At 76.8% G+C, this 21,801-nt stretch carries 23 protein-coding genes; 17 read left to right on the top strand and 6 right to left on the bottom strand.

Annotated features, from left to right (window positions below; all coding sequences use genetic code 11):
- Positions 1 to 54: 54 nt before the first annotated feature.
- From BUE37_RS22815 to bluB, 5 genes are all read left to right on the top strand, one after another.
- Positions 55 to 417 (top strand): DUF4190 domain-containing protein, encoded by a 363-nt coding sequence (locus BUE37_RS22815; RefSeq protein ID WP_073422756.1) that lies wholly within the window; start codon positions 55 to 57, stop codon positions 415 to 417.
- Positions 418 to 514: 97 nt separating this feature from the next.
- On the top strand, positions 515 to 1,348 hold the full coding sequence (locus tag BUE37_RS22810; protein WP_073422755.1) for a helix-turn-helix domain-containing protein: 834 nt from the start codon (positions 515 to 517) through the stop codon (positions 1,346 to 1,348).
- Positions 1,345 to 1,743 carry a VOC family protein gene (locus tag BUE37_RS22805; protein ID WP_073422754.1) on the top strand — a complete coding sequence of 133 codons (399 nt, stop codon included), beginning with the start codon at positions 1,345 to 1,347 and terminating at the stop codon, positions 1,741 to 1,743. The genes BUE37_RS22810 and BUE37_RS22805 overlap by 4 nt, the downstream gene beginning before the upstream one ends.
- A complete protein-coding gene (locus tag BUE37_RS22800) occupies positions 1,740 to 2,057 on the top strand; it encodes an MmcQ/YjbR family DNA-binding protein (RefSeq protein ID WP_073422753.1) in 318 nt (105 codons plus the stop codon). The genes BUE37_RS22805 and BUE37_RS22800 overlap by 4 nt, the downstream gene beginning before the upstream one ends.
- Complete coding sequence (bluB, locus tag BUE37_RS22795) at positions 2,054 to 3,766, top strand: 5,6-dimethylbenzimidazole synthase (protein ID WP_083629049.1); 1,713 nt, start codon at positions 2,054 to 2,056, stop codon at positions 3,764 to 3,766. The genes BUE37_RS22800 and bluB overlap by 4 nt, the downstream gene beginning before the upstream one ends.
- 1 nt (position 3,767) lies before the next feature.
- Here the strand turns inward: bluB and BUE37_RS22790 are convergent, their stop codons facing one another.
- On the bottom strand, positions 3,768 to 4,391 hold the full coding sequence (locus tag BUE37_RS22790; protein ID WP_073422752.1) for a TetR/AcrR family transcriptional regulator: 624 nt from the start codon (positions 4,389 to 4,391) through the stop codon (positions 3,768 to 3,770).
- Positions 4,392 to 4,485: 94 nt separating this feature from the next.
- Between BUE37_RS22790 and BUE37_RS22785 the strand changes: the two genes are divergently transcribed.
- The 4 genes from BUE37_RS22785 to BUE37_RS24905 all read left to right on the top strand — a co-directional run bounded on the left by BUE37_RS22785 (position 4,486) and on the right by BUE37_RS24905 (position 8,967).
- The gene (locus tag BUE37_RS22785) at positions 4,486 to 5,391 is read left to right on the top strand and encodes an NmrA family NAD(P)-binding protein (RefSeq protein ID WP_073422751.1); all 906 of its coding nucleotides are present in this window, start codon (positions 4,486 to 4,488) and stop codon (positions 5,389 to 5,391) included.
- Positions 5,392 to 5,447: 56 nt separating this feature from the next.
- Complete coding sequence (gene pgm / locus BUE37_RS22780; protein ID WP_073422750.1) at positions 5,448 to 7,082, top strand: phosphoglucomutase (alpha-D-glucose-1,6-bisphosphate-dependent); 1,635 nt, start codon at positions 5,448 to 5,450, stop codon at positions 7,080 to 7,082.
- Positions 7,079 to 8,158, top strand: a complete 1,080-nt coding sequence (locus tag BUE37_RS22775) for a M20 family metallopeptidase (protein ID WP_073422749.1) — start codon at positions 7,079 to 7,081, stop codon at positions 8,156 to 8,158. Before pgm ends, BUE37_RS22775 begins: the two co-directional genes overlap by 4 nt.
- Before the next feature lie 71 nt (positions 8,159 to 8,229).
- Positions 8,230 to 8,967 (top strand): polyadenylate binding domain-containing protein, encoded by a 738-nt coding sequence (locus BUE37_RS24905; RefSeq protein ID WP_073422748.1) that lies wholly within the window; start codon positions 8,230 to 8,232, stop codon positions 8,965 to 8,967.
- 19 nt (positions 8,968 to 8,986) lie between these two features.
- Here BUE37_RS24905 and BUE37_RS22765 read toward each other — a convergent pair whose 3' ends face one another.
- Complete coding sequence (locus BUE37_RS22765) at positions 8,987 to 9,865, bottom strand: sensor domain-containing diguanylate cyclase (RefSeq protein WP_245794900.1); 879 nt, start codon at positions 9,863 to 9,865, stop codon at positions 8,987 to 8,989.
- A 119-nt stretch (positions 9,866 to 9,984) separates the two neighbouring features.
- Between BUE37_RS22765 and BUE37_RS22760 the strand changes: the two genes are divergently transcribed.
- Positions 9,985 to 10,929 carry a hydroxymethylglutaryl-CoA lyase gene (locus BUE37_RS22760; protein ID WP_139253108.1) on the top strand — a complete coding sequence of 315 codons (945 nt, stop codon included), beginning with the start codon at positions 9,985 to 9,987 and terminating at the stop codon, positions 10,927 to 10,929.
- 73 nt (positions 10,930 to 11,002) lie between these two features.
- Entirely contained in the window at positions 11,003 to 11,503 is a 501-nt protein-coding gene (locus BUE37_RS22755) for a flavin reductase family protein (protein ID WP_245794899.1), read from the top strand.
- Here the strand turns inward: BUE37_RS22755 and BUE37_RS22750 are convergent.
- The gene (locus tag BUE37_RS22750) at positions 11,500 to 13,779 is read right to left on the bottom strand and encodes a SpoIIE family protein phosphatase (RefSeq protein WP_139253107.1); all 2,280 of its coding nucleotides are present in this window, start codon (positions 13,777 to 13,779) and stop codon (positions 11,500 to 11,502) included. The genes BUE37_RS22755 and BUE37_RS22750 overlap by 4 nt on opposite strands.
- Positions 13,780 to 13,986: 207 nt before the next feature.
- Between BUE37_RS22750 and BUE37_RS22745 the strand changes: the two genes are divergently transcribed.
- Positions 13,987 to 14,871, top strand: coding sequence for a hypothetical protein (locus tag BUE37_RS22745; RefSeq protein WP_073422746.1), 885 nt, complete (start codon positions 13,987 to 13,989; stop codon positions 14,869 to 14,871).
- 4 nt (positions 14,872 to 14,875) lie between these two features.
- Here the strand turns inward: BUE37_RS22745 and BUE37_RS22740 are convergent, their stop codons facing one another.
- Both BUE37_RS22740 and BUE37_RS22735 read right to left on the bottom strand, forming a co-directional pair.
- On the bottom strand, positions 14,876 to 15,322 hold the full coding sequence (locus tag BUE37_RS22740; RefSeq protein ID WP_073422745.1) for a hypothetical protein: 447 nt from the start codon (positions 15,320 to 15,322) through the stop codon (positions 14,876 to 14,878).
- Complete coding sequence (locus tag BUE37_RS22735) at positions 15,315 to 15,680, bottom strand: hypothetical protein (RefSeq protein WP_073422764.1); 366 nt, start codon at positions 15,678 to 15,680, stop codon at positions 15,315 to 15,317. Before BUE37_RS22735 ends, BUE37_RS22740 begins: the two co-directional genes overlap by 8 nt.
- 61 nt (positions 15,681 to 15,741) lie before the next feature.
- Here BUE37_RS22735 and BUE37_RS22730 point away from each other — a divergent pair, with 61 nt between their 5' ends.
- Positions 15,742 to 16,557 carry a PaaX family transcriptional regulator C-terminal domain-containing protein gene (locus BUE37_RS22730; protein ID WP_073422744.1) on the top strand — a complete coding sequence of 272 codons (816 nt, stop codon included), beginning with the start codon at positions 15,742 to 15,744 and terminating at the stop codon, positions 16,555 to 16,557.
- A gap of 92 nt (positions 16,558 to 16,649) precedes the next feature.
- Here BUE37_RS22730 and BUE37_RS22725 read toward each other — a convergent pair whose 3' ends face one another.
- Positions 16,650 to 17,642 (bottom strand): aldo/keto reductase, encoded by a 993-nt coding sequence (locus tag BUE37_RS22725; RefSeq protein ID WP_073422743.1) that lies wholly within the window; start codon positions 17,640 to 17,642, stop codon positions 16,650 to 16,652.
- Between the two features lie 142 nt (positions 17,643 to 17,784).
- On the opposite strand from BUE37_RS22725, the gene BUE37_RS22720 reads away from it, so the two are divergent.
- Genes BUE37_RS22720 through BUE37_RS22705 form a run of 4 tightly spaced genes read left to right on the top strand, consistent with a single transcriptional unit; the run spans position 17,785 to position 21,601 of the window.
- Positions 17,785 to 18,795: a siderophore ABC transporter substrate-binding protein gene (locus BUE37_RS22720; RefSeq protein ID WP_073422742.1), complete on the top strand. Its 1,011-nt coding sequence runs from the start codon at positions 17,785 to 17,787 to the stop codon at positions 18,793 to 18,795.
- A gap of 22 nt (positions 18,796 to 18,817) precedes the next feature.
- Positions 18,818 to 19,828, top strand: coding sequence for an ABC transporter permease (locus tag BUE37_RS22715; protein WP_217651363.1), 1,011 nt, complete (start codon positions 18,818 to 18,820; stop codon positions 19,826 to 19,828).
- Positions 19,818 to 20,846: an iron chelate uptake ABC transporter family permease subunit gene (locus BUE37_RS22710; protein ID WP_083629047.1), complete on the top strand. Its 1,029-nt coding sequence runs from the start codon at positions 19,818 to 19,820 to the stop codon at positions 20,844 to 20,846. Before BUE37_RS22715 ends, BUE37_RS22710 begins: the two co-directional genes overlap by 11 nt.
- Complete coding sequence (locus BUE37_RS22705) at positions 20,843 to 21,601, top strand: iron ABC transporter ATP-binding protein (RefSeq protein ID WP_073422741.1); 759 nt, start codon at positions 20,843 to 20,845, stop codon at positions 21,599 to 21,601. Before BUE37_RS22710 ends, BUE37_RS22705 begins: the two co-directional genes overlap by 4 nt.
- Positions 21,602 to 21,801: the final 200 nt, after the last annotated feature.

The following is a 21,801-nucleotide window of genomic DNA, read 5'->3' as shown; positions in this document are numbered from 1 at the left end:
CGTGCCCCGGGAGCGGGACCGGGGCGCACCGGTTCCGGAACGGAGAGGACGCACGTGACGCAGTGGGGGGCGCCGGGGTCCGGCGCCGGTCAGCAGGGCACGCCGCCGCCGGCCTACGGGCCGCCGCCGGGCCCGTACGGACCCGGCCAGTACCCGCCCTACGGGTACGGGTACGGCTACCCCGTGCCGCCGCGGCGCACCAACGGCCTCGCCGTCGCGTCGATGGTCCTGGGGATCCTCTGGCTCTACTGGATCGGGAGCATCCTGGCGCTCGTCTTCGGCTACATCGCGCGCAACCAGATCCGCGAACGCGGCGAGAGCGGTGACGGGATGGCGATCGCCGGCATCGTCCTCGGCTGGATCGGCGTGGGCTTCTTCGCCCTCGCGATCCTCGCGGGCGTCGCCTCCACCGTCTGAGCGCCGCCCGGTCCCGGGGCGTTCCCGCGGGAACGTCCGCCGGAGTGCTCCCCGTCGGGGCCTGGCCGGTGTCGGGGGCCGGTGCCATCCTGGCCCGGTGACCAGCACGTTCGTCCCGCACCGGCCGCACCCGACGCTGCGTGGGCTGGTCGCGGATGCCGTCGGCTACGAGCAGCGCGGCCTGGCGCCGGGCACCCACCGCGGGCTCCCCTCCCCCACGCTGACGCTCGTCGTCACCCTCGACGACCCGCTCGACGTCGCCGCCCACCCCGACCCCGCCCAGGCGCCCGGCCGCTACGACGCGCTGCTCGGCGGCCTGCACACCACCCCGGCGCTGATCCGGCATCCCGGGCGCCAGGCGGGCGTCCAGCTCTCGCTGACCCCGCTCGGCGCCCGCCGGCTGCTCGGCGTGCCCGCCGGCGCGCTCGCCGCCCTCGACGTCGACCTCGCCGACGTCCTGGGCAGCACCGAGCTGGTCGAGCGGGTGCGTGCCGCGCGGACCTGGCCGGAGCGCTTCGCCGCCGCCGAGGACGTGCTGCGCCGCGCGGCCGGCGACGGCGACCCCGCCCCCGAGGTGGCCGAGGCCTGGCGGCTGACGCTGGCGTCCGGTGGGCGGCTGCGCGTGGCCGACGTCGCCCGCCGGGTCGGCTGGTCCGAGCGGCACCTGACCACCCGGTTCCGCGCCGAGACCGGGCTCGCGCCCAAGGAGGCCGCGCGGGTGGTCCGCTTCGACCGGGCCCGCCGGGCCCTGGCGGCCACCCCGCGGCCCGGCCTCGCCGGGCTCGCCGCGCGGACCGGCTACGCCGACCAGGCCCACCTCACCCGCGAGTGGCGGGCCCTCACCGGCCTGTCCCCGCTGCGCTGGCTGGCCGCGGAGTTCGGATTCGTCCAAGACACCGCCGCGGCCCGGGGGCCAGGGTCGGCCGCATGACACCTCCACCGCCCACCGTCTGGCCCGCCTTCCGCGCCGCCGACGCCCCCGCTCTCGTCCGCTGGCTGGTCGACGTCCTCGGCTTCACCGAGACCCTGGTCGTCCCCGACGGCGACCGGATCGCCCACGCCGAGCTCGCCTGGCCGCCCGGCGGCGGCGTCATGCTCGGCTCCGTCCGCGACGACGACGGCGGCTGGCCCGTCCGCCCCGGCAGCACGGGCGCCTACCTCGTCACCCACGACGTCGAGGCCGTGTGGGAGCGGGTCGGGGCCGCCGGCGCCGAGGTGCTCCGGTCGCTGCACGAGCCGGGCCACGGCGGCCGCGAGTTCAGCGTGCGCGACCCCGAGGGCAACGCCTGGAGCGTCGGCGACTACCCGGGAGCGCCGCGGGCGTGACGGAGGAGCAGGTCCGGGCCCTCGCCCTCGCCCTGCCGGAGGTCACCGAGGCCGACCACCACGGCCGCCCGTCCTTCCGGCTGGGGACCGCCGTGCTCGCCACGCTGTGGGCACCGGGCATCCTCAACGTCATGGTCGGGGAGTCGGAGGCGCGCGCGGCCGAGGGCGGTGCGGTCTCGCTGCTGTGGTGGGGGAAGCGCCTGTACGGCGTGCAGGTCGACCTCACCGCGGCCGACGAGGCGCTCGTCGCCGACTTCCTGGAGGAGGCCTGGACCCGCCGCGCCCCCGCCCGGCTGCGGAGGCAGCGGCCGTGACGTACCCGCGGCCCGTGCCGGTGATCGGCGACGCCACCTCCGCCGCCGAGCGGGCCGGCGACCCGGCGGCCTGGGCCATGCCCGAGCACGCCGGCGGCCTCTACGCCGTCGTCGCCGCGCGCCGCGACGTCCGCCGCTACCGGCCCGACCCGGTGCCCGACGACGTGCTGCGCCGGGTGCTGGCCGCCGGGCACGCGGCGCCCTCGGTCGGGCACAGCCAGCCGTGGCGGTTCGTCGTCGTCCGCGACCCGGCCACCCGCGACCGGGCCGCCGTCCTCACCGACCGAGAGCGGCTGCGCCAGGCCGCGCAGCTGGAGCCCGACGCCGCCCGCCGGCTGCTCGACCTGCAGCTGGAGGGCGTGCGGGAGGCGCCGCTGGGGATCGTCGTCTGCTGCGACCGGCGCACGCCCGCCGCCGGGGTGCTCGGCCGCGCCACCTTCCCCGACGCCGACCTGTGGAGCTGTGCGGCGGCCATCCAGAACCTGTGGCTGGCCGCCCGCGCCGAGGGCCTGGGCATGGGCTGGGTGACGCTGTTCCGCCCCGAGGAGCTGGCCGGGCTGGTCGGCCTGCCCGACGGCGTGGCCACCCTCGGCTGGCTGTGCCTGGGCTGGCCCGACGAGCGTCCGCCCGCGCCGGGGCTGGAGCGGGCCGGCTGGTCGCGGCGGCTGCCGCTGGAGTCCGTCGTCGTCGAGGACCGCTGGCCGGCCGACGACGGCGGTCCCGTCGCACCGCCCTCGCACCTGCGCGCGCCCGGCCGCGAGGCCGTCGTCGGCGCCCGGGACGAGGCCGACCGGTTGCTCACACCGCCCGGCTCGCTCGGCGTCCTCGACCGCGCGGTCGACCGCCTCGTGGCGCTCGGCCGCGGCGACGTCTCCGCGGGGACGCTCGTGCTCGCCGCCGCCGACCACCCGGTCGCCGCGCTCGGCGTCTCGGCCTACGGCGGGCACGTCACCCGCGACGTCGCCCGCGCCGCGGTGGCCGGCACCTCGGTGGGCGCCACCGCGGCGGCCGCGGCCGGGCTGACGACGGTCGTCGTCGACGCCGGGGTGGACGGCGGCCCGCTGCCCGGCGCGGTGCACGCCCGCCCCGCCGGCCCGCGCGGCGACCTCGCCTCGGCGCCCGCCCTGACGCCCGCCGACGTCGAGCGGCTGCTCGCCGCGGGACGGCGGTTCGGCGCCCGCGAGGGCCTGCTCGCGCTCGGCGAGGTCGGCGTGGGCAACACGACCGTGGCCGCCGCGCTCGCCGCCGGCCTGCTCGGCGCCGACCCGGCCGAGGTCACCGGCCTCGGCGCCGGCGCCGACAGCGCGGTGCTCGAGCGCAAGCGCGCCGTGGTGGCCGGGGCGCTCCGCCGGGCGGGCAGCGGGCTCGCGCCGGAGCGCGCGCTGGCCGAGCTCGGCGGCCCGGAGCTCACCGTGCTCGCCGGAGTCGTCCTCGGCGCCGCCGCGGCCGGCACGCCGGTGGTCCTCGACGGGTTCGCCGTCTCGGTGGCCGCGCTGGCCGCCGTCCTGCTGGAGCCCGCCGCGCAGGCCTGCCTGGTCGCCGGGCAGCGCAGCCGCGAACGCGGGCACGAGCTGGTGCTGCAGGCGCTCGGGCTGGAGCCGCTGCTGGATCTCCGGCTGCGCGCCGGGGAGGGCGCCGGCGCCGCGCTGGCCGCGGGCCTGCTGCTCGACGGGTTGCGGATCCGCCGCACCACCGCCCGCGTGGGCTGACTCAGCCGCCGAGCAGCCGCTCGATGCCGGCCGCGTCCGGCGCCGACCCCGGCAGTGGGTCCCGGTCCTCCCCCGCCGCCAGCCCCGCCAGTGCCGTCGCCAGCGCGCGCTGGGCCAGGTCCGGGTCGCCCGGCGCGGCGGCGAGCACCGCGCCGGCCATGAGAGGCACCAGGGCCACGTCGCCGACCTCCGCGTCGGGCCGCATCCGGCCCTCCTCCTGCGCCCGCCGCACCAGGTCGGCCACGGTCGGCGCGATCCGCTCCCGCGCCGACCGGGCCAGCTCCCCCGCGTGCGGCGAGCCGGTGAGCAGCTCCCGCAGCCCCCGGTCGGCGGCCTGGCGGCGCAGCACCTCGCCGAGGAAGCCGGTCAGCGCCGCCCAGGCGTCCGGCTCCGTGCGCGCCGCCTCGGCCAGCGCCGCCACCTCCGCCACCTGCGCGCCGAACAGGGCGTCGAGCAGGTCGGCCTTGCGGGGGAAGCGCCGGTAGACCGTGCCGACGCCGACCCCCGCGGCCCGGGCGATGTCGTCGTGGCTGGCGGCCAGGCCCGTCTCGGCGACCAGCCGCCGCGCGGACTCGAGGATCCGCTGCCGGTTGCGCTCGGCGTCGCGGCGGAGGGGTGCGGTCACGGCGGCAGCCTAGCGCTCAAGTGGACGACCCTCTCCGGTTAGGCGTACGGTCGTCATTGAAGCGGAGAGACCGCTCCGCATAGGAGGCAGTGACATGACCCAGACCGTGCTCCTCGCCGGCGCCACCGGGATGCTCGGCGGCCGCATCGCCCACCACCTGCTCACCACCGGCGAGGCCGACCTCCGGCTCCTCGTCCGCCCGGGCGGCGCGCGGCGCGAGCAGCTCGCGCCGCTGCTGGCGGCCGGCGCCACCGTCGTCCCCGGCGACCTGACCGACCCCGCGTCGCTCGACGCCTCCACCGGCGGGGTCGACGTCGTCGTCTCCGCCGTCCAGGGCGGCCGTGACGTCGTCGTCGACGGGCAGGTGGCCCTCGCCGAGGCGGCCGTGCGCGGCGGCGTGCGGCGCTACCTGCCCTCGGACTTCGCCCTCGACCTCTACGCCGCACCGCCCGGTGAGGTGTCCTCCTACGACCTGCGCCGCGAGGCCGGGCTGCGGATCCAGGGGACCGGCCTGGAGGTCGTGCACGTCCTGAACGGCGCCTTCCTCGACCTGTTCGTGCAGCCGCGCGGCGTGCTCGACCTCGACGACGCCGCCGGCACCGCGACGTTCTGGGGCGAGGGCACCGAGCGGTTCGAGGCCACCACCGTCGAGGACACCGCGCACTACGCCGCGCTGGCCGCCCTCGACCGCGACCTGCCGCCGGGCAAGCTCGCCGTCGCCGGGGACCGGCTGTCCGCCCTCGACATGGTCGCCGTGCACGAGCGGGTCACCGGCCGCCGCTACCGGCAGGTGAGCCGAGGTGGTGTGACGGAACTCGAGGCCCTGGTGCACCGCGTGCGCGCCGGGGACCCGGACTCCCCGCAGGCCGTCGTCCTCGGCTACCTGCTGCACATGCTGACCGGCCGCGCGGCGCTGACCGACCTCGCGAACGACCGCTACCCGCAGGTCCGGCCGCGCCGGTACGCCGAGCTGGTGGAGGGCGCCCGGTCGGCGGCCTGACCCGGGAGGAGGGCGTCGCCTGGCGGTGGCGGCGGCGCACCGGCCAGGATCGGCCCGTGACCGATCCCCGCGCCGGCCAGCCCGCCGCCCCGTCCGACCTGGTCGACGTCGCCTCGCTGGTGACCGCCTACTACACGCTGGTGCCCGACCCGGCGGAGCCGGCGCAGCGGGTGTCGTTCGGCACCTCGGGACACCGCGGGTCCTCGTTCGACTCGGCGTTCAACGAGGCGCACATCCTCGCCACCACCCAGGCGATCTGCGAGTACCGGGCGGCGCGGGGGTACGACGGCCCGCTGTTCCTCGGCCGCGACACCCACGCGCTGTCCGAGCCGGCCTGGGCCAGCGCGCTGGAGGTGCTGGCCGCCAACGAAGTGACGGTGCTGGTCGACGCCGCCGGCCGCTACACCCCGACGCCGGCGGTCAGCCACGCCATCCTCACGGCCAACCGCGGGCGGTCGACCGGGCTCGCCGACGGCATCGTCGTCACCCCGTCGCACAACCCGCCCCGCGACGGCGGCTTCAAGTACAACCCGCCCTCGGGCGGGCCGGCCGACACCGACGCCACGAAGGTCATCGCCGACCGCGCCAACGAGCTGCTCGCCGCCGGGCTCGACGGCGTGGAGCGGATCCCCTTCGCGCGGGCGCACGCCGCAGCGGGGCGGCACGACTTCCTCGGCGCCTACGTCGACGACCTGCCCTCGGTGCTCGACCTCGACGCGATCCGCTCGGCCGGCGTGCGGATCGGCGCCGACCCGCTCGGCGGGGCGTCGGTGGACTACTGGGCGGCGATCGCCGAGCGGCACCGGCTCGACCTCACCGTCGTCAACCCCCTGGTCGACCCCACGTGGCGGTTCATGACGCTCGACTGGGACGGCAAGATCCGGATGGACTGCTCCTCGCCGTCGGCGATGGCCTCGCTCATCGGGAAGCGGTCGGAGTACCAGGTGGCCACCGGGAACGACGCCGACGCCGACCGGCACGGCATCGTCACCCCCGACGCCGGGCTGATGAACCCCAACCACTTCCTCGCCGTCGCCATCTCCTACCTGTTCAGCCACCGCCCGCAGTGGGCCGACGACGTCGCCGTGGGCAAGACGCTGGTGTCCTCCTCGCTGATCGACCGGGTGGTCGAGGGCCTGGGGCGGCGGCTGGTCGAGGTGCCGGTCGGCTTCAAGTGGTTCGTGCCCGGCCTGCTCGACGGCAGCGTGGGCTTCGGCGGCGAGGAGTCGGCCGGGGCGTCGTTCCTGCGCCGCGACGGCGGGGTGTGGACCACCGACAAGGACGGCCTGCTGCTGGCGCTGCTGGCGAGCGAGATCCAGGCGGTCACCGGCAGCTCGCCGTCGCAGCTGCACGCCGAGCTGGTGTCCCGGTACGGCGAGTCGGCCTACGCGCGGGTGGACGCCCCGGCCAGCCGCGAGCAGAAGGCGGCGCTCGGGAAGCTGTCCCCCTCCGACGTCACCGCCACCGAGCTGGCGGGCGAGCCGATCACCGCCAAGCTCACCGAGGCACCCGGCAACGGCGCGTCGGTCGGCGGCCTCAAGGTGGTCACCGAGAACGCCTGGTTCGCCGCCCGCCCCTCGGGGACGGAGGACGTGTACAAGGTCTACGCCGAGTCCTTCCGCGGCCCCGAGCACCTCGCCCGGGTGCAGGAGGAGGCGCGCGCCGTCGTGTCCGCCGCGCTGGGCGCATGACCCTCGACGCGGCCGGGCTGCTGCGGGAGCTGGTGCGCCGGCCCACGGTCTCCGGCGACGCCGCCGCCCAGCGCGACCTCCTGGGCCTGCTCACCGAGGTGTTGCGCGAGCGGGCGCCGCACCTGCAGGTGACCGAGGGCCGGGACCGCGACCAGCCGTGGACGCTGCTGCGCACCCCCGCCGACCCCGGCCGGCCGGTGCTCCTGCTGGCCTGCCACGTCGACACCGTGCCGGTGCCCGACCCCGGCGCGTGGACCCGCGACCCCTTCGGCGCCGACCTCGACGGCGGCCGGGTGTGGGGGCGCGGGGCCAGCGACATGGAGGCAGGGGTGGTCGCGGCCGCCCTGGCGCTGGCCGCCGCCGACCCGCAGACGCCCGCCGCGCTGCTGCTCACCAGCGACGAGGAGACCGGCTCGCGGGGCGCCGCCGCCGCGGCCGCCACGGTCGCCGAGCTGCCGGTGGGCGCGGTCGTCGTCCCCGAGGCCACCGGCAACCAGGTGGTGCTCGGCCACAAGGGCGCGCTGTGGCTCGCCGTGCGCACCGCCGGGCGGGCCGCGCACGGCAGCACGCCCGAGCGCGGGCACAACGCCGTCCTCGACCTCGCGACGCTGCTCGGCCGCGCCGCCACCGGCCTGCCCTTCCGCACCGACCCGTTCCTCGGCACCGAGACGTGGAACCCCGGCGTCGTCAGCGGCGGCACCGTGCCCAACGTCGTCCCCGACCGGGCCGAGGTCGTCGTCGACATGCGCACCGTCGCCGACGGCGGGGACCTGCTGCGCTGGTGGCGGGAGCAGCCCGAGGCCGCCGACGTCGAGGTGCGCGTCGACCTGCCGCCGGTGGGCACGCCGGCCGACGACCCGTGGGTGGCCTCGCTGCCCGCGCCGGTGCTGCCCACCCCGGCCACCTACTTCACCGACGCCTCGGTGCTCGGCCAGGTGGTGGGCGGTGCCCCGGTCGTGGTGTGGGGACCGGGCACCCCGGCGGTCATGCACGCCGCCGACGAGTACGTGGAGCTGGCCGAGCTCGAGCAGGCGGCGCAGGCCTACACCGCCGTGCTGGCCCGCTGGGGCGGCTGACCCCTGCGGGGGGGGGGGGCGACACGCCCCCGGACGGCGGCGCGGGACGGCGACGGCCCCAGACTGGGGGCATGACCGACCAGCCGTACGAGCAGGAGTGGGACGCCGTCCCGCCGGGATCCGCGCCGCCCTCCGGCGCTCCCGGCCAGCCGTACGGAGCAGCCCAGCCGTACGGTGCCGCCCAGCCGTACGGCGCCGCCCAGCCGTACGGCGCCGTGTCCCCGTACGGCGCGGCTCCCCCGTACGGGACGCCGCAGTACGGGGCGCCGCAGTACGGGGCCCAGCCCTACGGGGCGGCTCCGTACGGTGCACCGACCGCTCACGGCCAGCCCGCCTACGGGCCCGCGCCCGGCTACGGCCCGCCGCCGGGCTACGGCTGGGGCGTCCCGCCGACGCCCGTCTGGCCGGCCGGTCCCGGGCGCCCCGGCGTGGCCACCACGGCCGGCGTGCTGGGCATCGTCACCGGCGCGCTGTCCGCGCTGGTCGCCTTGATCTTCACCATCGCCGTGCTCAGCGGCGAGGAGGACGGGCCGAGCGTCGTGCTCATGCTCGGCCTGCCCGTCGGGGCCGCGCTGATCGCCGGGGGCGTCCGGCTGCTGAACCGCCGCTCCCCCACGTTCGTCTTCGCCGCGGCGCTCGCGGCGGTGGTCGTGCTCTTCCTGACGTTGGTGGTCGCGGCGACCACGCTCGACAGCAACGGCGTCGTCGGGGTGTCGGTGTTCCTCGTCTTCGCGCTGCCGCTGCCGGTGCTCACCGCCGTCTTCGCCCGCCTGCCCACGACCGTCGGCTGGGCCGCCGCCCGCACCTGACGCCGGCGGGCGGGCCGGCTCAGCGGAGCCTGGCCTTGTCGGCGTACATCGCGGTGTCGGCCTCGCGGACCACCGCCTCCTGCGCGTCCTCGGGGTCGGTGCCACCGTCGACCGAACCGATGCCGATGCTCAGGCCCACCTCCACGGTCGTCGTCCCCAGCGTCAGCGTGCCCGGCAGCGCCTCCCGCAGCCGGTCGGCCAGGTGCTCGGCGGCGTCCCGCTCGGTGTTCTCGCAGACGACGGCGAACTCGTCGCCGCCCAGCCGGGCGGCGGTGTCGCTGGCCCGCAGCACCGACGTCAGCCTCGCCGCGACGGCGACCAGGACCGCGTCGCCGGTCGGGTGACCGAAGCGGTCGTTGACCGCCTTGAACCCGTCCAGGTCGAGCACCAGCACGCAGGTGGGCGTGTGCTCGCGGTGCCCCCGCTCGAGCGCGTGCCGCAGCCGGTCGCGGAACAGCAGCCGGTTCGGCAGCCCGGTGAGCGGGTCGTGCGCCGACAGGTGCAGCAGCCGCGCCTCCAGCGCCTTCCGGTCGGTGACGTCCTCGACCACCATCACCAGGTGCTCGGGCGGGCCGTCGACCCACGACGTCGTCACCTGCACCGGGACCACGACCCCGTCGGGGCGCAGGAGCCGGCACTCGTGCCGCGCCCGCCCGTGGCTCTGCTGCAGGGCGGTGCACGTCGCGACGGCGCCCGCGACGTCCTCGGGGTGCGTGACGTCGAACAGCGTCGTCCCGCGCAGCTCCTCCGGCGTCCGGCCGAGCAGCTCACCGAGGGCGTGGTTCGCCGCGAGGAGCCGGCCGTCGGGCGTGCTGAGCGCGACGCCCATGGGCGAGTTGGTGAACGCGCTGCCCAGGTCGGGGACGGGCACCGTGCCCACGCCTCCGCCGTCGTCCACCGACCACCTCCGATCCTCCCCCGTCGGTCCGCCTGACCTGCTCATTCCCTCCCGGTTCCACGTGGAACCCCTGATCGGGGCAGGATGACCCGGGAGAGTGGGCGAGAGGGAGGGCTGTCATGCCGTCGGACTTCGACCTGGTGCTGCCGACGGAGATCGACGTCCGCGAGGTCGGCATGCGCGACGGCCTCCAGCTGGAGGCGCCGGTCCCCCTCGAGGGCAAGCTGGCGATGCTCGACGCCCTCGTGGCCACCGGAGTGCGCCGCATCGAGGTGACGTCGTTCGTGTCCCCGAAGGCCGTGCCCGCGCTGGCCGACGCCGACCGCGTGGCCGCCGAGCTGTCGCGCTGGCCGGACGTGCACTGGTCGGCGCTGGTCGCCAACCCGCGCGGCGCGGTACGGGCGGTCGACGCCGGCATCGCCGAGCTGGAGCTGGTGGTGTCGGCCTCCGACGGGCACAGCCGCGCCAACGCCGGCCGCTCGACCGCCGAGGCCCTCGCCGGCGTCGGGGAGGTCGCCGACCTCGCGCACGGCGCCGGCGGGTCGCTGGAGGTCGTCGTCGCCACCGCCTGGGACTGCCCCTTCGACGGCCGCACGCCGATCGCGCGCACCGTCGACGTCTGCCGGGCCGCCGTCACCGCGGGCGCCGACGCGCTGTGCCTCGGCGACACGATCGGCACGACGACGCCGGCGCGCGTCGTGCGGCTGCTCGACGCCGTCCGCCGCGCCTGCCCCGGGACGCCGGTGGCCGTGCACTTCCACGACACCCGCGGGACCGGCCAGGCCAACGCGCTGGCCGCGGTGCAGGCCGGCGTCACCCAGCTCGACGCCTCCGTCGGCGGGCTCGGCGGCTGCCCGTTCGCGCCCGGCGCGAGCGGCAACATCGCCACCGAGGAGCTCGTCTACTGGCTCGAGGAGTCCGACGTGCGCACCGGCATCGACCTCGACGCGCTGCTGGCCGCGGCCCGGGTCACCGAGGAGGCGGTGGGCCACCCGCTGCCGAGCTCGCTGTACCGCGCCGGCGGCCGGTCGGTGCCCCGCACGGCCCTGGGCGCGCCCGCGTGACCGGGCCCGCGAGGTCACGCAGAGGTGCAGCACCCCAGGACGCGCGGCTGACGAGCGTCAGCGAGGAGGGCGCGTGACCGGACCGGTGGAGGTCATCGACCCCCGGGTGATGCGCGACGTCCTCGGCCACTTCGCCTCCGGCGTCACCGTGGTCACCGCCCACACCGGCGAGGAGCCGATCGGGTTCACCTGTCAGTCGTTCAGCTCGCTGTCGCTCGACCCGCCGCTGGTGGCGCTGGCGCCGGCCCGCACGTCCACCACGTGGCCGCGGCTGCGCGACCTCGGCCGGTTCTGCGTCAACGTGCTCGCCGAGGACCAGTCGGGCCTGTCGGCGGCGTTCGCCCGCTCGGGCGCCGACAAGTTCGCCGGCGTGGGCTGGCGGCCGAGCCGGCAGGGCTCGCCCGTCCTCGACGGCGTCGTCGCCTGGATCGACTGCGCGCTGTGGGCGGAGTACGACGGCGGCGACCACACGATCGTCGCCGCCCGCGTGCTCGACCTCGGCGCCGACCCCGGCCGCCGGCCGCTGCTGTTCCACCGCGGCAGCTACGGCCGCGCGGAGACCCCGGCCGGCTAGGACCGGCCGAAGCGGACGGCGATGAGCGCGACGTCGTCGCGGCCGTCGAGGGTGCCGCTCACCGCGGCGTCGCACAGGTCCCGCGGCGCGGCGTCGGCCGGGGTGCCGGCCAGCCGCCCGACCAGGTCCCCGATGCCCTCGTCGAGGTCGCGGCCCGGGGTCTCCACCAGCCCGTCGGTGTAGCCGAGCAGCGTGGCGCCGGCGGGCAGCTCGACGGTGTGCACGACGCGGTGGGCCTCGACGTCGACGCCGACGAGCATCCCGGTGGCCCCGTCGACCGGGCGCACGTCGCCGTCCGGCGAGCGCAGCAGCAGCGGCGGGTGGCCGGCGCTCGCGACCTGCGCCGTCCACGTGCCACCCGGCTCCGCCGGCGGCAGGGCGCGGACGTAGGCCAGCGTGGCCATCGGGGTGACCTGCAGGCCCTGCACGAGCCGGTCGATGCGGGTGAGCACCGCCGCCGGGTGCGGGTCGGGCGCCTCCCAGGCGCAGGCCCGGATGAGCCCGCGGAGGTGGCCCATGACGGCCGCCGCGGCGACGTCGTGACCGACGACGTCGCCCACCACCAGCGCCACCGACCCGTCGGGCAGCTGCAGGAGGTCGTAGAAGTCGCCGCCGACGTCGGCCGCGGTCGAGGCGCTGACGTAGTGCGCCGCGACCTCGATGCCCGGGATGTCGGGCAGCTCGGGCAGCAGCGAGCGCTGCAGGGTGTCGGCCACGGCGTGCTCCTGCTGGTAGAGCCGCACGTTGTCCATGGCCATCGCCGCCCGCCGGGCGAGGTCCTCGACCAGGCTGACGTCGTCGGGCGTGAACGGCTGCTCGGGCGAGGAGCGCACCAGCGCGATCGAGCCGCGCGTGCGGCGCCGGGCCACCAGGGGCACCGCCAGCGCCGACGCCGCGCCCAGCCGGCCGGCGACCTCCTGCGCGACGGGCCCGGCGACCGTGCCGTCGAGGCGTTCGGGCAGCTGCTCGACGAGGACCGTCCGGCCGCCGCTGATGCTGCGCTGGCTCGGCGAGTCCGGCGGCAGCCGCAGCGCGTGCCCGGCGTCGTAGCGGCGCAGCTCGGTGCGGTCCCGCTCGCGGTCGCGGGACACCAGCTCGCGCACCTCGCCGCTCTCGTCGACGAGCGTGACGACGACCCAGTCGGCCAGCTGGGGCACGCAGAGCACCGCGAGCCGGTCCAGCAGGTCGCCGACGTCGAGGGTGGCGACCAGCGAGCTGGTGGCCTCGGCCATGAGCGCCAGGCGGGCCTGCGCCCCCTCGGCCTCCCGCTGGGCCCGCTCGGCGTCGGTCTTCGCCTGCTCGGCGATCGACCGGGCGAGCTCGGCCTCCTCGCGCGCGGTGCGCTCCGCGGCGAAGGCGGCCTCGCGCTCGGCCTCCACCCGCACGCGCTCGGTGACGTCGGTCTGGACGCCGACGAAGCTGACGAGCTCGCCCTCGCCGTCGAAGACCGGGCTGATCGCCAGCTGGTTCCAGAAGGCGGTGCCGTCGCGGCGGTGGTTGAGCAGCGTCACGGTGATCGCCTGCTGGTCCCGCAGCGCCTCGCGCAGCTCGGCGAGCGCGGCGGGGTCGGTGTTGGGGCCCTGCAGGAACCGGCAGTTGCGGCCGACGGACTCCTCGTACGAGTAGCCGGTGATCCGGGTGAAGGACGGGTTGACCCAGACCAGCGGGTCGTCCTCCTGCCGGGGGTCGGTGATGGTGAAGGCGATGTCGGTGGCGACGACGGCGCGCTCGCGCAGCGCCTGCAGCTCTGCGTCGGCGTCGGCGGTGCCGCTCACGCCCTCCACCTCGAGCAGCACGACCAGCGCCAGCGACTGGCTGCTGCCCGGCTGCGACAGCGGGAAGCCGGTGACCCAGAGCAGCCGGTCGCCGTCGCCGTCGTCGTCCTCCGCGCGGCCGGCGTCGGTGCTGCGGCCCGGGGAGAGCCGCACGGCCTCGCCGGTGACCGGCTGGCCCTGCGCGACCAGGGACAGCGGGCCGCTGGTGCGCGCCAGCGGCGCGCCCCCGAGGTCGGTCAGGCCGGCGGCCGCACCCCACGCGTCGACCTCGACCGGCAGCCGCACGTTGCCGGCCATCTCCACCGCGGCGGTGTTGGCGTAGGTGACGGCGCCGGACTTCTGGTCGATGAGCAGGACGGCGACCGGGACGTCGGCGAGGACGGCGGGCAGCGCCTGGGAGGCCGCCGCGCCGCCGTGCTCGGTGACGACGGCCTCGGCGGCGGTGACGATCCCGGCCTGCCGCCCGCCGGCTGCCTCGCCGTCGACGGCGGTCCGGGACACCGCCGCGCGGGCCTCGGGAGGGACTCCGGCGGTAGCGGGTGTCGGCCGCTGCTGCGGCTGGGTCCCTTCCGGTCGCACGCAACGAATCTAACCGTTGGTGCTGGTCCGGTGCCCGCGGTCCCCGGCTTGCCTCCCCTGGACGGAGGGGAGGTGTGCCCGGCGCCCGTGCGGGCACCCTCCTGGCCAGCCACCCCGGAGGGAGACGTCATGGGACTGCTCGACCGGCTCCTCGGCCGACGCCGCGCACCGGAGCCCGCACCGTACGACGGCTACGCGTCACCGCCCCCGCCGCAGGCGCCGCCCGCGCGACCGGCGGCCGGGCAGCGCGCCCCGCTCACCGACCAGCAGGCCGTCGAGCGCTACCGCTACCTGCTGCGGACGGCGCCCCCGGACCAGATCGAGCAGGCGCACGCCGAGGCGTTCGGCCGGCTGACCCCGCAGCAGCGGCAGGAGGTGCTCACCCAGCTCGCGGCCGCCGTGCCGGCGTCGGAGCGGCCGCGGTCCGACGACGCGCAGACCCTGGCGCGGGTGGCCACCCGCGCCGAGCTGCGCCAGCCGGGGACCCTCGAGCGGACCTTCGGCGGCTTCGGCGCCGGCCCCGGCGCCGGCTACGGGCCGGGCTACGGCCCCGGGTACGGCCCGGCCTACGGCGGCGGGTACGGCGGCGGCTACGGGCCCGGCTACGGCTCGCGGATGGGCGGCTTCGGCGGCTTCGGCGGCTCGCTGGGCGGCAGCCTGCTCGGCACGATCGGCGGCCTGGTGGTGGGCACCGCGGTGGCCGACGCGCTGTTCGACACCGGGCTCGGCGACGGCGGCCTGTTCGGCGGCGGCGACGAGGAGGCCTACGCGGAGGGCTACCAGGACGGCGCCGAGGGCGGGGACGGCGGCGGGGACGCCGGTGGCGGCGACTACGCCGCGGCCGGGGACGGCGGGTACGGCGGCGACCCGGGCGCGGACTTCGCCGGTGGCGCCGACAACGGCTACGACGGCGGGGGGTACGACGGCGGGGGGTACGACGGCGGCTTCGACGGCGGCGGCGGCGACTTCGGGGGCGGCGACTTCGGTGGGGACTTCGGCGGCGGGGACTTCTGACCGCTCAGCCGCCGGACCCGGGCATCCCCCCGGACGCCGGGGTCCGGCGGCGCAGCCACAGCAGGCCCAGCACCGGCAGCACCAGCGGCACGAAGCCGTAGCCGCGGCCGAACGCCGACCAGACCGTCTCGTCGGGGAAGGCGGCCGGGTCGGCCAGGGACAGCGTGCCCACCACGAGCACCCCGGCCAGCTCGACGGCGATCGCTCCCAGCGCCGTCCGGCGTCCGGTGCGCCCGCCCCGGGCGAGCCCGACGGTGGCCACCACGTAGACGGCCGCGGCGAGCGCCGACAGCAGGTAGGCGACCGGCGCCTCGGAGAAGCGGGTGGCCAGCTGGACGGCGGCGCGGGCGCCCGCGGCCAGGGCGAACACCGCGTAGACGGCGACCAGCACCCGGCCCGGACCGGCCGCCGTCCCGCCCGGCGCGGTGCCGGCCGGCTCGCGCTCAGACACCGGGCGCCTCCCACAGCTGGACCAGCCGCCAGACCATCACCGCGGTGACCAGGCTGGCCACCGCGAGCACCGTGCCCGCCCAGCGGCTGGGCTCGGTGCGCGACCACAGCACACCCGCCACCGGCAGCAGCACGACGCCGCCGAGGTAGCCGAGGAACGTCGCCGTCTCCGGCGGCCGCTCCCCGCCGGCCAGGGCCACCCCGGCGACGACGGCCTGCACCACGAGCAGCACCTCGAGCACCGCGGCGCCGGCGAGGTGGACGAGGCCGATCCGCCGCCGGGCGAGCGTGGAGGCCAGGCCGGCGAGCGCCACGGCCACCGCGACGGCGGTGGCCGACCAGACGAGGACGTCGTTCATCGCGCCCATGATCGCGCGCCCGGCGGGCGAGCCGGTTGCGGACCCGGGGTAAGGAGGAGGCATGACCGTCCGGGACCTCGTGGTCGACCTCTGCGCCGAGCACCTGGACGCCGTGACCGCGGAGCCGGTGCCCCTGCAGGCGCTGGTCGGCCTGCTCGCCGCGTGCGGCGTCGCCGAGCCCAGCGCGCGCCTGGCCGCCGCGGCGCTGCGCCGCGCCGGGTGGCTGAGCGGGTCGCGGCGCGGGCGGGAGACCCTGCTGGCCCCGGCCGCGCCGCTGCGGGCGTCCGTCGTCGCCCGTGCCGAGCGGATCGAGCGGCGGCTGGGCCCGTGGGACGGCCAGTGGCGGATGGTCGTCTACGGCGTCCCGGAGGCCGACCGCGCCGCCCGCGAGCGGGTGCGCCGCGGGCTGGTCCGCGCCGGCTTCGGCCCGCTCGCGCCGGCCACCTGGGTGTCACCGCACCGCGACGCGCTCGACGAGGTGCACGCGGAGCTAGCCGGCGAGCCGACGTCGCGGCTGGACCTGCTCACCGCGCACGTCACCGACCCGCGGCTGTCCGACGGCGAGCTCGCGGCCCGCTGCTGGGACCTCCCCCGGCTCGCCGCCGGCTGGTCCCGGGTGCTCGAGCGGCTGCGCGGGGCCGCCGCGGACGCGCCGGAGGGGGTCGCCGCTCTGGCGGCGCACCTGCGGCTGCGGGCGGAGATGCGCGCCGTGCTGGCCGGCGACCCGCTGCTGCCCGCGGCGCTGCAGCCGGAGGGGTGGCCGGGCCGCGACGTCCGCGACGCCTGGGCCGACACCGGCGCCCGGCTGGCCGCGGCCGCCCGCGCGCACGTCGCCGACGTCCTCGGCGTCGTCCTCCCGCGGGCCGCCGTCGCCTAGGAGGGCCGTTGTAGCGCTATTGGCCGCCCGAGGGCGGCGGGTGCCCCCGCACCGCCGCCCCCGAGGGCCTGTGTCCCTCTGCCAGTCCGCCGTCAGCGGTGGACGGTGGACATGTCCGGGTAGCGGTCGCCGGCGGCGGCGCCGACCGGGGCGGCCTCGTCGAGCCGGCGCAGGTCGTCGTCGGTGAGCGCGACGTCCGCGGCCGCCGCGTTCTCCTCCAGGTAGCGCACCCGCTTGGTCCCCGGGATCGGGACGACGGCGGGGTTGTCCGACCGGCCGCTCTGCGCGATCACCCAGGCCAGCGCCAGCTGCGAGGCCGTCACGCCCTTCTCGTCGGCGATCTCGCGCACCCGGTCGACCAGCCGCAGGTTCTGCTCGAACGCCTCGCCCTGGAACCGCGGGTTGGACCGGCGGAAGTCGTCGGGCGCGAGGTCGTCCACGCTGCGGATCTGCCCGGACAGGAAGCCGCGGCCGATCGGCGAGTAGGCCACGAAGCCGATGCCGAGCTCCGCGCAGGTGGCGAGGACGCCGTCCTCCTCGGGGTCGCGGCTCCACAGCGAGTACTCGGTCTGCACGGCGGCCACCGGCTGGACGGCGTGCGCGCGGCGGATGGTCTCGGGCGCGGCCTCCGAGATGCCGGCGGCGCGCACCTTCCCCGCCTCGACCAGCTCGCGGATGGCGCCCCAGGTGTCCTCCACGGGCACCGTGGTGTCGACGCGGTGCTGGTAGTAGAGGTCGATGACGTCGACGCCGAGCCGCTGCAGGGAGGCGTCGCAGGCCTGCCGCACGTACTCCGGCCGGCCGTTGATGCCGCGGAAGGAGCCGTCCTCGCCGCGCTCGTTGCCGAACTTGGTGGCCAGCACGACCTCGTCGCGGCGACCGGCGATCGCTGTGCCGACCAGGCGCTCGTTGGTGAAGGGGCCGTACATGTCGGCGGTGTCGAGGAAGGTGACGCCGAGGTCGAGGGCGCGCCGGATGGTCGCCTCGGCCTCGGCCTGGTCACCGGTGCCGTAGAACTCGCTCATCCCCATGCAGCCCAGCCCCATGGCCGGGACGGACAGGGACCCCAGGGTGCGTGTCTGCATGGCACCGAGCCTGCCCCTGCGGAGCGCGGCGCGAACCCCCTGAGGGTGGGGCTGCCGACCCCCCGCTCCGCTGTTCCGGAACCCGTGTGACAGGTTAGGGCCGCCTAACTCAGGGCAGCCTTGCCTCACCACCTGGAGAACCATGCGCACCGCGTCCCGGCCACTGGCGGCCACCTCCCTGTCCCTCGCCGCGGCGCTGGCGCTCACCGCCTGCGGTGCCGACGAGCCCGCCGTCGAGGCCGCCACCGGCGCCGGCACGGTCACCTGGACCTGGGACCGCAACGTCGCCGCCGAGGACGCCGAGCCGGAGTTCGAGGAGACGTCGGTCGAGGTGCCGGTCGACCCGCAGCGCATCGTCGTCTTCGACATGGCCGCCCTCGACACCATCGGCGCCCTCGGCGGGGAGATCGCCGGCGCACCGCTGGACTCGGTGCCCGACTACCTGCGGGACCACCTGGCCGACGACGCCTTCGACGCGGGGACGCTGTTCGAGGCCGACCTGGTCGAGATCGAGTCGCAGCAGCCCGACCTCATCGTCATCGGCGGCCGCTCCTCGGCGCTGTACGAGGACCTCAGCGAGATCGCGCCGACCGTCGACCTGAGCATGCGCGGCACCTACACCGAGACGCTCGACCGCAACGCCACCTTCCTCGGCGAGGTGCTCGGCGCGGAGGACGAGGCGGCCGCCGCCGTCGCCGACCTCGAGGCGGGCATCGAGGAGGCGCGGGCCGCCACCGCCGACGCGGGCACCGGCCTGGGCCTCATGGTCTCCGGCGGAGAGCTGTCCGCCATGGCCCCGGCCGGCGAGGGCTCCGATGCCCGCGGCGCGCGCGGTGGGCTGATCTACGACGCGTTCGGCGTGCAGCCCGTCGTCGACGACATCCAGGCAGCCACCCACGGCGAGCCGGTCTCCTTCGAGTTCCTGCTCGAGACCGACCCCGACCACCTGTGGGTCGTCGACCGCGACGCCGCCACCGGCGAGGAGGGCGCGCAGGCCGCCGCGGCGGTGCTCGACAACGACGTCGTCGCCCGCACGACCGCGGCCCGGCAGGACCAGGTCCACTACCTGGACCCGGTCGCCTGGTACGTCGTCTTCGGTGGCATCGACACCACCCGGATCATGATCGACGACGTCCTGCAGATCGCGGAGTGACCGTCCCGGTCCCCCGCTGCCCGTGACGGCGCTCTCCGCTCCCCCCGCGAGCACCCCCGCCCCGGCGCGCCCCCGGCGCACCGGGCTGGGGGTGCTCGCCGGCGTGCTGCTCCTGCTCCTCGCGGGGGCGAGCCTGTTCGTCGGCGTCTCCGACGTCTCCCCCGTCTCGGTGTTCAGCGACGGCCCGGCCGCGTTCCTGCTGGTCGCCAGCCGCGTCCCGCGGACGGTGGCGCTGGTGCTGGCCGGCGCCTCGCTCGGCATCGCCGGGCTGATCATGCAGATGCTCGTGCGCAACCGCTTCGTCGAGCCCAGCACCACCGGGGTCACCGAGTTCGCCACCCTCGGCATGCTCGCCACGATCGTGCTGGCGCCCGGGATGCCCGTCGTCGGCAAGACCGCCGTCGCCGCGCTGTCCGGACTGCTCGGCACGTGGGTGTTCCTGCGGGTGGTGCGGGCGGTGCCGGTCCGCTCCCTCGTCCTCGTGCCGCTGGTCGGGATCATGCTCGGCGGCGTCGTCGGCGCGGTCACGACGTTCGTCGCCTACCGGCTGGACCTGCTGCAGTCGCTCGCGCAGTGGTCGCAGGGCAGCTTCGCCGGCGTCGTGCAGGGCCGCTATGAGTTCGTGTGGCTGGCCGGCGTCATGGTCGTCGTCGCGTGGCTCGCGGCCGACCGGTTCAGCGTCATCGGCCTCGGCGAGGAGTTCGCCACCAACCTCGGGCTGCACCACCGCCGGTGGGTGGCCGTCGGGATGGTCGTCGTCGCCGTCATCACCGCCTCGGTGCTGGTGACGGCGGGGCTCATCCCGTTCCTCGGGCTGGTCGTGCCCAACGTCGTGAGCCTGGTGGTCGGCGACAACGTGCGCCGGTCGATCCCGTGGGTGGCGGTGCTCGGGGCGGTGTTCGTGGTGGCCTGCGACGTGCTGGCGCGCGTGCTGCGCTTCCCCTACGAGATTCCGCTGTCGGTCGTCGTCGGGATCATCGGCGCCGCGCTGTTCCTCTGGCTGCTGCTGCGGAGGCGGAGCCGTGCTCACTGATCCCACGCTCTCCGGACCCGCCCCGGCCGCCGTCCGCCCGCGGCCCCGCCTGCGCGGCTCCGTCCGCCGCGCCGGGCCGGGCGCCCGGCTGGCCGCGCTCGGCGGCCTCGTGCTGGCGCTGACCGCCGCCTACCTGTTCACCGACGTGCCCGGGTCGCTGGCGTACGCGCTGGAGAAGCGCAGCCTCACCGTGGCCGCGATGGTCGTCGTCGCGGCGGCGGTCGGGGTGTCCACGGTCGTCTTCCACACGATCACGCAGAACCGCGTGCTGACGCCGTCGATCATGGGGTTCGACGCGTTCTACGTGCTCGTCTCGACCGTCGTCGTCTTCACCGCCGGCTCCGCCGCGTTCCTGGCCGCCGACCCGCTGGTCCTGTGGGCGGTGCAGGTGGCCGTGATGGTCGGCTTCAGCGTCGTGCTGTTCACCTGGCTGTTCGGCGGGAAGCGGCGCTCGATCCACCTCATGCTGCTGGTCGGCATCGTGCTCGGGACGTTCTTCCGCTCGTTCAGCGAGTGGATGCAGCGGATGCTCGACCCGCTGGACTTCCAGGTGCTGTCCGACGCGTTCTTCGCCTCGCTGACCCGGCCCGACGAGACCCTGCTGGCGCTCACCGCGGCGCTGGTCGCGCTGGGCTGCGCCGTCGTCGTGCCGCTGCTGCGCACCCTCGACGTGCTGACCCTCGGCGAGCCGGCCGCCGTCGGGCTGGGCGTCGACCACCGGCGGGTGGTGCTGACGCTGTTCGCCGTCGTCTCCGTGATGGTCGCGGCGTCGACGGCGCTGGTGGGGCCGATCCTGTTCCTCGGCCTGATCGTCGCCAACCTCGCCTACGCGTGGGCCGGGTCCTTCCGGCACGCGTGGACGGTGCCGACGGCGGTGCTGCTCGGCGTGGTGTGCCTGCTCGGCGGCCAGCTCGTGCTGGAACGGGCGCTCGGCTACGGCGGCACCCTGTCCACCGTCGTCGACTTCGCCGGCGGGCTGTTCTTCCTGTACCTCGTCCTGCGGAAGGGGGCGCGGTGATCGCGCTCGAGGGAGTCTCCAAGCGCTACGGCGGCCAGACGGTGGTCGACGACGTCTCCATCGCCTTCGGCGGGGAGGGGGTGACGGCGCTGATCGGCCCGAACGGCGCCGGCAAGTCGACGCTGTTCTCCCTCGTCGGCCGCCTCCTGCGGCCCGACACCGGCCGCGTGACGGTCGACGGCCTGGACGTGGCGACGACGCCGTCGGCGGAGCTCGCGCGGCGCCTGGCCGTGCTGCGCCAGGACAACCACGTGGCCGCCCGGCTCACCGTGCAGGACCTCGTGGAGTTCGGCCGCTTCCCGCACTCCCGCGGCCGGCTCACCGTCGACGACCGCGACGCCGTCGAGCGCGCCCTGGTCCACCTCGGGCTGGAGGGGTACCGGCGGCGGTTCCTCGACGAGCTGTCGGGCGGTCAGCGGCAGCGGGCGTTCATCGCGATGGTGCTGGCGCAGGACACCCGGTACGTGCTGCTCGACGAGCCGCTGAACAACCTCGACCTGCGGCACATGACCGAGATCATGCGGCTGGTGCGCGAGATGGCCGACGGGCTCGGCAAGCGGGTGGTCACCGTGCTGCACGACGTCAACTTCGCGGCCACCTGGGCCGACCGGATCGTGGCGATGCGCGACGGCCGCGTGGTGGCCGACGCTTCCGCCCGCGAGGTCATGCGCCCCGAGGTGCTGGCCGCCGTCTACGACACGACGGTCGACGTCCGCGAGATCGACGGCCGCCCGGTGGCCCTCTACTACTCCTGACGACGAGCGGCGGTGTGGCCGGCTGGACGTGGGTGATCCGGCCGCTGACCTGCCGTTTCTGTCGTACCCCCGCCGTAGGTTGGGGTCATGTCAGCAGGCGGGTCACGCTTCGAGCGTGGCCTTGCCGCGTTGCTCGCCGAGCGACCCGTTCCCTTCCGCCGGCTGCCGGTGGCGTTGCTCTCGCGGGAGCACAAGGCACG

Source organism: Geodermatophilus nigrescens (assembly GCF_900129495.1).
GTDB lineage: Bacteria > Actinomycetota > Actinomycetes > Mycobacteriales > Geodermatophilaceae > Geodermatophilus > Geodermatophilus nigrescens.
Note: the sequence above shows the minus strand (reverse complement) of the source record. Positions and strands in the feature narration are given on the sequence as shown.